The sequence below is a fragment of the Lysinibacillus sp. NPDC095746 genome (assembly GCF_044763535.1).
GTDB lineage: Bacteria > Bacillota > Bacilli > Bacillales_A > Planococcaceae > Lysinibacillus.
The window spans coordinates 159244-172341 of record NZ_JBIWGL010000005.1 but is presented as its reverse complement, the minus strand read 5'-3'; the positions used below and the strand labels follow the sequence as shown (position 1 = coordinate 172341).

7 protein-coding genes are annotated in these 13098 nt (G+C 30.9%); 4 read left to right on the top strand and 3 right to left on the bottom strand.

Translation table 11 applies throughout. The features are described from left to right. Positions 1-198: 198 nt before the first annotated feature. Positions 199-1962, bottom strand: coding sequence for a DNA cytosine methyltransferase (locus ACIQ7N_RS05985; RefSeq protein WP_402930821.1), 1764 nt, complete (start codon positions 1960-1962; stop codon positions 199-201). Between the two features lie 277 nt (positions 1963-2239). Here ACIQ7N_RS05985 and ACIQ7N_RS05980 point away from each other — a divergent pair, with 277 nt between their 5' ends. Genes ACIQ7N_RS05980 through ACIQ7N_RS05965 form a run of 4 tightly spaced genes read left to right on the top strand, consistent with a single transcriptional unit; the run spans position 2240 to position 9283 of the window. Further along, positions 2240-3733, top strand: a complete 1494-nt coding sequence (locus ACIQ7N_RS05980) for an ATP-binding protein (RefSeq protein ID WP_402930819.1) — start codon at positions 2240-2242, stop codon at positions 3731-3733. Continuing rightward, complete coding sequence (locus ACIQ7N_RS05975) at positions 3726-6437, top strand: Z1 domain-containing protein (protein WP_402930817.1); 2712 nt, start codon at positions 3726-3728, stop codon at positions 6435-6437. The genes ACIQ7N_RS05980 and ACIQ7N_RS05975 overlap by 8 nt, the downstream gene beginning before the upstream one ends. After that, positions 6434-7453, top strand: coding sequence for a PD-(D/E)XK motif protein (locus ACIQ7N_RS05970; protein WP_402930815.1), 1020 nt, complete (start codon positions 6434-6436; stop codon positions 7451-7453). The genes ACIQ7N_RS05975 and ACIQ7N_RS05970 overlap by 4 nt, the downstream gene beginning before the upstream one ends. 9 nt (positions 7454-7462) lie before the next feature. After that, positions 7463-9283: an AIPR family protein gene (locus ACIQ7N_RS05965; RefSeq protein ID WP_402930813.1), complete on the top strand. Its 1821-nt coding sequence runs from the start codon at positions 7463-7465 to the stop codon at positions 9281-9283. 398 nt (positions 9284-9681) lie between these two features. Here the strand turns inward: ACIQ7N_RS05965 and ACIQ7N_RS05960 are convergent, their stop codons facing one another. Together ACIQ7N_RS05960 and ACIQ7N_RS05955 are read right to left on the bottom strand one after the other, a co-directional pair. After that, entirely contained in the window at positions 9682-10356 is a 675-nt protein-coding gene (locus tag ACIQ7N_RS05960) for an HNH endonuclease (protein WP_402930811.1), read from the bottom strand. Continuing rightward, positions 10340-12073: an AAA family ATPase gene (locus tag ACIQ7N_RS05955; protein ID WP_402930809.1), complete on the bottom strand. Its 1734-nt coding sequence runs from the start codon at positions 12071-12073 to the stop codon at positions 10340-10342. Before ACIQ7N_RS05955 ends, ACIQ7N_RS05960 begins: the two co-directional genes overlap by 17 nt. Positions 12074-13098 lie beyond the last annotated feature (1025 nt).

Genomic DNA, 13098 nt, shown 5'->3' with positions numbered 1-13098 from the left:
GTAGTTGACATAAAGAAGCACCTCCTATAATTTGATACATTTATCGTACCGGAGGTGCCTGGTTGTTTATATGCGTTATTTGATTACGGGCTTACTGTTGTTTCAAGAAAAGGTCTTTTTTAGAAGGAAATGGACGAGGGACATATTCATTTGTTGTTTTTTAATGTAGGAGATGCTAATTGTAACTAATCCCTAAAGTTAATTAAATTCATCTGATAATTTTTTGACTGGATTTTCTCCTATTATTTTTAACATTTGATCAGCTACTGCTCGTGCTAGTAAAGGAGGCACTGCATTACCTATTTGTTGATATTGCTTGTCCTTTGTTCCAATAAATATATAGTTATCTTTAAAGGACTGAAGTCTTGCCGCTTCCCGAATACTTAATGCTTCCGGTTTCGCTGGATGTTGCCACATTGATTTTCTAACATTTATTACTGTTGGAGAAGGTTCATTATAGTTCAACCTTAAATAAACTGTGTTTTGTGTGCGTGAACTATCTGTATAAGAAATCTCTTTTAGTTCATCCGAAAGACTATGGAAATTCTTCCCTCCGCTCTGTTTTAATGCCTCAAATCTTTGTTTACTTAATGGTTCACTATTAGTATTGATATGATTATAAATTAAATTCTCATTCATACCTAAACGATAATACTTTTGCATTCTAGTTATATGATCAGTTACAGAATAAGGAAGTTTATTATCATTAATGTCTTTCTTTGGAGTTATCTCTTCTAAATCTTTTATAGCATCGAACACCGTAAATGGTAATTGATCTGAATCGAATTTTGCAGGCATTTGTACAGGTCCATTATTTACCTTCTCTTTTTTCACACCTAATATCATAAACCTCTCACGATTTTGAGGTGCAAAAAAATCACTCGCTAACATTACTTTATAATCAATATCATAGCCAAGGTATTTAAAAAATGCATCTAAATATTGAACAATATTATAAGATTTCACTTGAACACTAACTCGTATTTCTTCAGATATTGATTTCACTTTAGTTTCACCGAAGCAAATTATTTTCTCATTTTTCAACTCTATTAAATATCTTAATAATTGGTTGATGTTAATAAAATCTATAAGATTTGATAACGAAGTTTCGTTATTATCATGTTTATGATCAATTAATGCTTGTAAAACTTCAGTCGTGTTTAGAATTACACCATTAAATAATCCAATTTCTTTTAAATTTGACTTATCATATTTATTTATTGCAGTAATGAGTTCATTTATTTCTTCAATCTCATTTTTCTTTTCAATAATATAGAGCCTCTTCTTTTTTAAATTCCGAACTATTGTTCGCAACTTTGATAAATGCTTTTCTTTATAAAGAACAGGATTAAATTCTGATGTAACAAGCTCTTTTATTAATGGCCCTAAATCAGGGTTTTTACATTCTATTAAAGTTAGCTCTTCTATTTCCCAAAATTTTTTCTGGTTTGACCCTTCAATAATTTTAATTAGATGTTCTTCAGAACTGTATCCATAAATACCCCCACAATTTTCAGTCACAAAAAACTTATGCTTTACGGAGTTCATTGTTTTAACATTTTCCATTAAAAATGCTATTGGACGAATTTCTTCAATTGCCCTAGCAAATTCTTTTACCAACTGATTATTTCCAGAAATCAAATGATTTTTTTGACGATTCGCATTCGAAAACCCTTGACAAGGCGGACCCCCGGTTACGACTATCTCTTCACCCAAAATATTTTTTGAGTCTAAAAACTGTTTAAAATCAATTTTAGTTATATCACTAATTTTACTACCTTCAGGCTTAATAATAATATTTTCATTTTTATTATGATTATAAACATACGTTTCAATTGCTTCTTTGTTTATTTCTACAGCACCTATTACTTCAAATCTACCAGTTTGTTCAAAACCATTACTTAATCCACCGGCTCCAGCAAACAAATCGATAAGTTTGAATTTACTTACTTTGTTACTCATTAAATCTCGCTCCTATTAAAAACTACTCTTATTGCAGCATATAGGATTCTGATAAATTTATCAATTGTTTTTATCTATTCTTATTATAAAAAACGACAAAATTATATTTCATCTAATCTTTCTTCTGTAATTAGATTGGACTATTTATAATTTAGTTATAGATTATAAACAGAGTAATCATCAGATATAGCTACTCTAAATCATATTAGATATTTCCATAAAACCATTATATGGTATCATAGTAATAGGTTAATCTTCACATGAGGAGTTGAAATATATGGATGGTACAATCCACACCCAACCAGCCGCTACTCCTGTTATTCATGCTTTACGAAATATAGGTTATAAAGCTCAAACAGCTATTGCAGATATTGTTGATAATAGTATTGATGCTCATTCTACGGCTATCGATTTACAATTTGAATATGGCAGTGGTGATGGATTCATATTAATCAAGGATAATGGAAGTGGAATGGATGAAGATGAATTACAAATAGCAATGACAATTGGCTCAAAGGATCCTCGAGATGAACGAGATAAAAATGAATTAGGACGTTTTGGAATGGGACTTAAAACAGCAAGTTTTTCTCTAGGAAAACGAGTAAGTGTTATTTCTAAAAAAAATGGCATCATATCAGAACGTTGCTGGGACTTAGATCTAGTTAGTAAACACAATGAATGGTATTTATATAAGAAAGTACCAGATTCTATACTCCACGATTTACCTGATATTGAAGGTGAAAGTGGAACTATTGTATACATAGATAAATTAGATCGTTTTTCAAAAGCTGGATTATCGTCTCCTTTAAAAAAGAAAAGTTACTTTACGAAAATAAAAAGAATTCGTGACTACTTAGAATTAGTTTATCATCTACTATTAAATGATAAATTAACCATCACAATTAATAATAATCAATTAAATGGATGGGATCCATTTTTATTAAATATGTCAGAAACTATACAAGAAAAAATTTTAGAGGGAGAAAAACAGGCTTTTCGCGTTAATGGGAAACGGGTAATCGTACGACCGTATGTATTACCACATCCATCAAATTATAATAGTACAGAATTTACTCAAGCTGGTGGTCTTAAGGGTTGGCGTGAACATCAAGGGTTTTATATTTATCGTGAAAATCGCCTTGTTACATTTGGTGATTGGCTTGGTTTATTCAAAAAAGAAAGTATCTATGATCTCGTAAGAATACGAGTAGATTTTTTAAATGCGTCTGATGATGATTGGAAAATAGACATTAAAAAATCTAGCATTTCAATACCTGAAGAAGCAAAAGAAAATTTAGAATCCATTGGTAGATACTATCGCCAATTGTCTCAAGATATAATGTTATACCGTACTAAACGAACATCCGGCTCTAGGATAAAAAGAACTATCGGCACATTAAATACCTGGGAGCTAGATAATGATAACAACCACGGTAAGTATATTTTAAATAGACTCCATCCTATCCTAAATGAAATTTTGTCTAGTATAGACGATGAGACTAAAAAACAGTTAAATTTATATCTTAACTTAATTGAACTTGGCTCACCAATGAATTTATTTGAGATGGAACATTTAATTCAACGTGAAGAAGAATCTCTTGATTTGAAATTGAAAAATTTATTGGTATTAATATCAGGAGAATTATTGAAAAAGAATCCAGATATGCCACTAGATGAATTAGTCGAATCTCTTATGCTTTTCCCACAATTCGAATCTATTGGTAGAATTGCATTAGAAAAAATTATATTAAAGGATGTTATCAATGATTGACACACAAGATACTATTAAAAATGAATTAGAAAAAGCATTTGTTGAAACATACAAAAAGCTTCTTATTTTAAATACTGAAGATGCAGCTGATATAGCAATGAATGCAGCAAAAATGAAGATTAAAAAGAAACATCTCGACTTAACAGCAGACAAGTTAGAGGAGTGGCTATTAGAGATATATGATACGCATGTGCAAGAAATTATTATAAAACCAACAAGTGTAATTCGTGCTTCTAAAGATAGTGCATGGGAAGATGGTGAATTAGAATTTAGTTACTATTGGTATCGCTATTCTAAGTATTTAGAAGAGATCAAACATTGGCCAATCGATACTATTAGATCCATCGATACCACAACTAATGAAATTCTAAAAAGTATTGGAAACCCTAATAAACAAACTGAATTTGATTATAGAGGATTGGTGTTGGGATATGTACAATCTGGTAAAACAGCAAACTTTACTGGTTTAATCAACAAAGCTTATGATGTTGGTTACAAATTAGTTATTGTACTAGCCGGTATGCATAATGATTTACGTTCTCAAACACAATTACGGCTTGAAAAAGAGGTCGTTGGTGTGATTGATAAAGTTACTAAAGTTGCTACGGGAGTTGCTTCAATATCTAATAAGGGGGAATTAGTACAAACATGGACTGATGTAGAAAATGATATTTCTATTAAAGCCAAAGATCAACGCCATAATTTGAATGTACCAAATTTAATGGTTGTTAAAAAAAATAAAGATGTTCTTGAAACATTAAATACTGTGATTGAAGCTTGTTGCAACTTATCAGCTGATTATCGTAACGTTCCTGTTTTAGTAATTGATGATGAGGCCGATCAAGCATCTGTTGACACAGCAGATTCTAATGAGAAACCAAAAACAATTAATAGTTTAATCCGTCGCCTTTTAAATCAATTTAACCGTAAATCATACGTAGGTTATACTGCAACTCCGTTTGCTAACTTACTCATTGACTCTCGAACAACTGATGAGGAAGTACAAGAAGACTTATATCCAAAAGATTTTATCGTTGCATTACCCAAACCAGATGGATATTGTGGTCCAGAGGAATACTTTAATGTTACTGGATATGAAGAAGATGATGACAAACCACAATATATTCGACATCTAAATCAGGATGATTTGGATTTATTCAATAATATTAAAAATAAAGAGCATGCAGAATTAATCAATTATGTACCGTATTCAATGAAACAAGCTATTCAGAGCTTTATTATTGCTACAGCAGTGAGAAATTTACGCAATCAAGAAAAAGAGCATAACTCCATGCTAATCCATGCATCTCATTTAACAGATATTCAATTAGAACTAAAAAAAGTAGTAGAAGCCTACTTTGAGGAATTTTCAAATACTATCCTTTATGCGTCGACTGATGAAACAATCAATCAATTACAAAATTTATATATAAAAGATTTTGTTCAAGTTCAAAAAACGTTTAATGACAAAAATACCGAACATTGCTATCTAGTACTTGAATGGGTAGAAGTTTATAAAGAAATTAGAAAAGTATTAGGGAAAATAGACATTCTGGCTATTAACGGTGATAGTAAAGATATATTAGATTATGATTCACGCAAGGAAAACGGATGGAACGTAATTGCTATCGGTGGAAATAAATTATCTCGAGGTTTGACACTGGATGGTTTAACTGTTTCCTACTACTACCGTGGAACAAGTATGTACGATTCTCTTTTACAAATGGGGCGTTGGTTTGGTTTCCGTAATGGCTATATGGATCTTTGTCGTATCTATACTTCACAACAAATTGCATCAAACTTTGAACATTTAGCAGAAGTAATGGTAGAAGTACGTAAAGAGTTCGATTGGTTAGCAAAACACGAGATTCTTACTCCTTATGACTATGCTGTCTCCGTACTCGGACATGATTATATGGATATAACAAGCCCTGCCAAAATGAAAACAGCTGAATTCTTACATTATCTAGGAGGTAAAAAACCTCAAACACGATTATTTAGTAAGGATCTAGATTTTTATAAAACAAATATGGATATTACTATCAAGTTAATAGAATCCATTAAGAATTTTACTCAATGTACTGTAGGAGATACTAAATATTATGTAGCCAAAAATGTTTCTGTTCAGAACATTCTTCAGTTCCTAAAAACATATAAAACTGATCCTAATGCAACTAAAGTAGTTTCAAACAAAATATTTGATTATATACAAAAACAAATTTCTCGTGGAGAATATTTAAACTTTAACATTGTTGTTGTAGACGCTACAAAAAAATCATTGAACAGAAGTGAAGTTAGAAAAGCAAATGCGTCTGGTCAAAGTATAAAAGAATTTCCCGTAAACTTAGGCGATATACAAATAGAAAATGCCGTTTTACGTAGAATAAATCCAGAAGAAAACCATACTAACTATTATTCTATTGATTTAGGTGCAATCACTTCTGGAAAACACTTTTTAATTGATTTAGAGAATCAGCAAATCCGTGATAATGCTAATCCATTATTAATAATTTATCCATTACATCCACAGATACCTGCATTCAATGAGCTGGAATATGATTTCAATGAAAACTTTGTACCAATTGGTATTGCTTTTGATTTCCCAAGAGTATATAAAGAAAATTTAAAAGGAGAAATCGTTGAAGCACGTCAAAAATATGTAAAAAATAAAACAGTTTTTGATGAAGAGGAGAATAAAGAATGACAAAGGTAACAGAAGCTTTTAATGAATTACTTACTCAAATTAATCCCTCTGAAAGTGAGGCAATTTATAAATTAAAAACTATCCATTTTAAAAAACCTTGTATCATGATCGGCGTGGATTCTTTAACAAAAGAACGCAGACTTTATATCGATATAACTAAAGAAAATTGGCCTAAAGATAAAATGAAAACCTTCCCTAAATGGCGTGGTCTAACGGTTAAAGAGGAATTCCATAAAAAAATAGGACCATTAAAAGAGAAAAAAATGTTGGTATTATATCAGGAACCAGATCAAAGCATTGAAATTTTTGATAATGTTATGCAAAGTGTCTATGACAATATTATTCATAATTTGGAGGAAGATTTATTCTCTACTCTTTACACAGTATTGGACCAATGGAAAAACTTTTTCATGCGTAAACGAGATGGTAAATTAACGATTGAGGAGCAGATGGGTCTTTATGGAGAATTATATTTCTTTAGAGCTTGGCTCAACAAGTTTCCTGATGCACCACCAATAATTATGGATTATTGGAAAGGCCCATTAATGAATCGGATTGATTATGTCGCTGCTAAAACAGGCGTAGAAATTAAAACAATCTGTCCTAAAATTCGTGAAGATATTCGAATTTCTAGTGAGCGTCAGTTAGAGTTAACACCTATCATTAAAAATTTGTATTTATATGTTTTACGTGTTGAGATATCTGATACAGAAGGAGAAGATTTATTCAACATATTAACGGATATCATCAATATTTTAAATACTCGAGCGCCTTCAACTATTGTATCGCTGGAAAATTTATTGTTAGAACTTCGTATTATTAAAGAAGATTATATGGAAAATAAATTTTCTGTATTAGAAGATATAGCATATAAAGTAGATGGCGATTTCCCTAAATTAACACCAAATATGTTACCAAAAGGTGTTTCATATGTATCCTATTCGGTAGATTTATCTCATTGTGAAGAGTTCAAAGTAAATTCTCAAGAAGTATACTATTTAAACAATGGAAGATGAGTGTGAAAGATGAATGAAATTCAACAAAAATTAGAGTTTTTCAACGAATTTATGGAGGCTGTTGAAAGACGCGGCGCTACAATCGGCAGTCGCCAAACCCCATTTCTAGAAGCAATTCTACCCTTTATTTCGGAAGAAGATGAGCCAACTGTTTTTTACTTTGGAAATTCTAATGCTAAGGTCCAACTAAATGGTTATCTTTATTCAGAAGCAAGTAACTCTTTAAATCTTTATGTAGTGGATTATGATATTGAATATGAAGATAATTCTCTACCTGAAATATCAAAAACAACTGTTACAGAAGTTGCTACTCGAGCAAAGCGTTTTTTCACAAATGCAAAATCCTTTCATACCTATGCAGAGAGAACTTTAGAAGTTGCTAATTTAGCCAAACATATCTTAGACGTTCAAAATGAGCTTGAAGAAGTAAATATCTATGTTGTGACAAATCGATTCTACACATCCAATAAACCTGTTGATTTGACTATACCTGGTATACCTAATGTAAATGTATTTGTATGGGATATGGACCGTATTCATAAACTAACAGAGGCAGAGCAAGGTATAAGAGACTTTGAAATAAATTTTAGTAAATACGATACTAATTTTGAGATGATGAAAGTCCCTAAATTATCCACGGACGTTATTCATAATGGGATTGATTGCTATATTGGATATGTTCCAGCACATTTATTGGCAAAATTATATGATGAATTTGGACCAAAACTAGTTGAGCGAAATGTGCGTTCATTTTTACAAGCACGTGGCGGTACTAACAAGGGAATAAGAGACACTTTAAAAAATCCCAAACAACGAGATTTATTTGTAGCATATAACAATGGGATTTCTACAGTAGCGAAGTCTGGAGACATTGAACAAATTAATGATTCTAATTTATATCGTATTAAAAGCTTAAAAAGCTGGCAAATCGTAAATGGTGGTCAAACTACTGCCTCTATCCATCAAGCTTATAAAAATGATGTACCATTGGATGAAGTGTTTATTCAAGCAAAGTTAACAATTATCCATATAGATTCTAAAAATGACGGAGATAACTATCTTTTAGAAGATGAGATGATTTCTAAAATATCCGAGTATGCCAATACACAGAATAAAATTAACAAATCTGATTTATTAGCAAATACACGATTTCTATCAGATATCGAAAAATACTCACGTAATACATGGATTCCTGGCCAAGACGGGCGAAAAGAAGAGTCTAAATGGTACTTTGAACGTGCGCGTGGTCAGTATATGGTTGACATAGGTCGCCGTAAAAAAGGTAGAGAACAAAATGATTTTAAAAAACTCTATCCAAAAGAATTTGTCTTAGGGAAAGTAGACGTAGCAAAATACTTTATGTCATGGAATGGATATCCACACGTTTCCAGTAAAGGTGGTGAAGAGGCCTTCACAAAATTCATGTCTTTAAATAATGAATATTGGAAGTATGATTTATCAGAGGGTGACAAAATTAAAAGTATCGATACACCCTACTATACAAATTTAATTGCTTACTGCATTATCAACAACTACGTTAAAAGTATCGTAGAGAAAATGAATTTAAAAGGCTATAAAGCTAATGTTATTTACTATACTGTCTCAATGTTAAACCATTTATATAAAAATCAAATTGATTTAGAGGATATATGGAAAAAACAAGAATTATCTTCAGAGTGGGAACGTTGTGTCCAAACAATCGCTAAAGCAGCATTGGATCATTTACGTATTTCTGCTGGAGAACGAAACGTTACTCAATGGGCTAAAAATGAAGAATGTTGGACTACATTCAAAGAACAGTATTCTAACTCCTTAAAAAATTTAATATAAAATTAGAAAAATCCCCTCTTATCAAGAAATACTTGATAAAGGGGATTTTTGTTTAATTACAAAATCTAAATCCTATTTATGGAGACGGTTGGATTAGAGAGTCCTATGAATCCAATATTTCAGATTGTATTTATACCTTGGGTATATACGATTTACGTTCATTATGTCGACAATTAGATCCACAAGGGATTGGAGTCATTACTCCTATTGTTTATAAGGATTTTCTTCATTAAGGAATATTACATATTTACGAACTTAGATCTTAGACCTTACTGAAGTAAGTATATTAAACTATCAAATAGAATCGTTTCATAGAACATCTGAAAATTCATTAGATAGAGGGTTATTGGCTATCGCATTCGTTATTTCCAATATACTATACTCACCATAAGTTTCCTTTAAATAATTTTTTCAGCAAGTAATAAGTATTTTACTATTAAAGAGAACTCCTTATCAGGTTCCATTTCTTTTAATATTTCTTTGTATAATATTTGTTTATGTCCGTGGTTATTTTCATCGCGCCATTGATCTATCATTACTGAAACTTTCTCTATTCTCTCATTTCTTCTTTCAAATAAATCCGGACGATTAAGCCCAATAACTTTATGAGTACGAAAGCCCTTTTTATCCCCATCTTTATGTCTAATTATTGAACCAAATGCATAAAGGCAGGTTTCGGGATTATCGTTAAATGGGTCCACTAAAGGAGCCAATTCATCATAATAATCGTTCTTATTAGTTCTATTACATTTTTCACATGCAACAGTAAGGTTTCCCCATTCGAAAATTAAATCCGGACGATGTGCCTTAGGTTTAATATGTTCAATATCCGAATACGTGATGTGTGTCATTTTACTCTCACAATAAGCACATTTTTTATTAGTTTCTATGAGCAATTGTTCCTTTATATCATCACTGTTGTATTTTTTCACCAATGATTCAGGTATTTTCACACCCTCTTTTTTGGTGTAATTAACTCCGTCATAATTAAAATAACTTAGATACTGCTTTCTCCATTCGGTGTTATTTTGTGATAGAACATCTGGTTCATTTAATTTAATTAGTTGAATCATTTTTTTTCACCTGTTTTATAATATCCACTATTGTAGTTGGAATGTACTTTTCTAAACTAATTTCTTCCATTTCATTTCTTAACTCTTGAAAATTCTCCTCTGTAATATCTAATTCACTGTATTTATATATTATTTGATTTAATTTATCCTCAACCCAAATAGGCATCGTAATAGGTAGACCCAAAGCCTCTCTTAAAATATCATTTGAAGTTCCAGCCTTATTTACAAAATCTAACTTATCAGTAACAACTTTATTTTTTTCATTATGATTTAGAATATATATATTAGAATCCTTTACAGAACTTATTATAAATGGATTATGCGTAATAACGATAAACTGTATATTAGGAAAGGCTTTAATTAAACTAGGCATTATTCTCCTTTGCATCTCAGGATGCAGATGATTTTCAGGTTCATCAATAGTGACAACCAATTTATCTTTAATCTTATAATGCAAAAAAATCTGCCAAGATAGATCTATAATTGCAGCTATGCCACCAGAAACTGCATCGATTGAAAAGCTTCCAGAATTAGTTTCGAAGATCACATCTGGTAAAACTATAGAAATATCATTAAATCCCAACTTTGGTGGTAGTACTTCTTTTAAAACTTGTTTAAACTCATCAAATACAGTTAGAGAATTAATATTTTTTTTAATTACATCATTACCGTATCCAAATACAGCTAAAGATATTAGACTTTCTTTTAGGACATAATTGGGTTTAATATTATTACCATTCAAGTTATAATCACTTTTAATCAGATCTGTATATTCACTATACAACTTCTCTAAAGGTTTAATCCTAGTTGGAATGCTTTCAACTTCATTAAAGCCAAAAACCGAACGATGAGATGGAATATATAAACCACTAATATTCTGTTTATTGTCAATTTCCAATTTATATGTATAAGATGAAACACTAGGAAAATTTATTCTCCCATTTTTTCCATTGTTATAAGTTAATTCACCAATATATTTAACATCTTGAAAAGAGGTTAAATTTTCGTTTGACTTTTCGCTATTAATAAATTCTGTCTCCCAGCCAAAATGGTAGTTTAACAAATTTAATAATGTCGTTTTCCCTGTGCCATTTGCACCTGTCAATATTGTTAAATTTTCATGGAATTGTATATCAATCATCTCAAATTGACGCCAATTACTTAAAGTTAGACTTCTAAATTTTAAATCTAATTTACCATCTCTCTTCTCTTCCCAAAAAATACTATCTTTATCATCACTTTTATCGTCATCATATTGAAATTTGCCTATAAGTTCATCTACATTGCTTTGATAAAATTCAATTGAGTTTTTCTGTTCAAAAATGATATTTAATATTTCCCTTGCAGAATCGTCAGGAATTAACAATTTAAATCTTATAGGAATTCCATAATTATCCCAATTATTCTTGAAATATGTCTTTACTTCACCTACGATGGCAATTCGATTGTCATTAGCTAAAACTACATCAAAAACAATTGGGAGTTTATAAGGATATTTACCATTTGTCCATATCTTTTCATCTGATTTATATTGCTCCCCATTAACTCTAGCAAGTGCAGTAATTTTTTTATCTACGACAAAAACTATGTAGTCTCCAACTGCCCAATTATGTAAGTGGGAATTATTCGCACCCCATAAGTTGTGTTTTAAGCAAGTAAGAAATTGTAATTCTTTAATTGAAACAACCCTTAACCGGGTTTCACTATCTTTATTCACTCACCCATCCCCCTAAATTTTGTATTATATTTGTGAAAAATATACTTAGTAAAGGAAATTGCTTCCACAAACATGATTTATTATACGGGTAATATTTAATTAAGGGAAGTAATAGAATTAGAAAAATAATTTATTTATCACCTTAAGTATAAAATATTATTACGACTAATTCCTTTTTAAATGAGTCATCTTTAACATTCAGATCTTGTTTCTTAAACATTTCTTAAACACATTGTTCATTGTTATTTGATGCGGGTGCTAGTTTGAAGGAAATAAAGGTTCTTTTTGGCCATAATGATATACAAACGACAACAAATGCAGTTATTTCTCTTGCTTTCCATTGCCTATAGCTACGAAAGTGCCTATTGAATCATTGTATTTTGGTGTATCTATTAATGGCATATCGAGTATATCTATGTATGCTTTTAAGTTTTACGTGATGTCTGTTCACTAATTTAATATCATACCTTTGTTGCGACCAAGGGATCTAAGAATGAATGAATGAATGAATGAATGAATGAATGAATAAATAATACTAATACTGTTTGTAGCAGATAAGTACCGTTTCAAGTGCTTCAGCTATTTGCTTACCTTTCCATTTCTGCTGAACTTTCTGTGTTTGTATCATTTCTACTACTTCACTATCAACAGCAAAATATCATGCCTATGCTTTCTACTAGACATAAAAAAACCCCCTAATTGTGTAATTAGAAGGTCTACGAACTGTTTCAAATATGTTATTCTTCCGTAGCGATAAGAAAAGGGATATTGCGTAAGAGTTCCACTCCCATTCAATGTCCCTAGTCTTCAAAAACGTTGAGATGAAACGTTTGTAGCCACCTTATGTATGGAGACGGCGGGAGTCGAACCAACCGTCTCAGAATGTTATTATATCAAGGGTTGCGGGGGCAATTGATTTTTTTGACTACGTTTGATAAAAAGATGTAGCAGGAGCAAGATCTATTATTCACATTTATTGTGGTGTCTGTCTATTATTGATAGAAAATTTTAAATTAATAATTAAT

Excerpts from the sequence above, each read along its gene's own strand:
- ACIQ7N_RS05985 (WP_402930821.1), bottom strand. The coding sequence starts at position 1,962 with ATGAGTAACAAAGTAAGTAAATTCAAACTTATCGATTTGTTTGCTGGA.
- ACIQ7N_RS05965 (WP_402930813.1), top strand. The coding sequence starts at position 7,463 with ATGAATGAAATTCAACAAAAATTAGAGTTTTTCAACGAATTTATGGAG.
- ACIQ7N_RS05970 (WP_402930815.1), top strand. The coding sequence starts at position 6,434 with ATGACAAAGGTAACAGAAGCTTTTAATGAATTACTTACTCAAATTAAT.
- ACIQ7N_RS05960 (WP_402930811.1), bottom strand. The coding sequence starts at position 10,356 with ATGATTCAACTAATTAAATTAAATGAACCAGATGTTCTATCACAAAAT.
- ACIQ7N_RS05975 (WP_402930817.1), top strand. The coding sequence starts at position 3,726 with ATGATTGACACACAAGATACTATTAAAAATGAATTAGAAAAAGCATTT.
- ACIQ7N_RS05980 (WP_402930819.1), top strand. The coding sequence starts at position 2,240 with ATGGATGGTACAATCCACACCCAACCAGCCGCTACTCCTGTTATTCAT.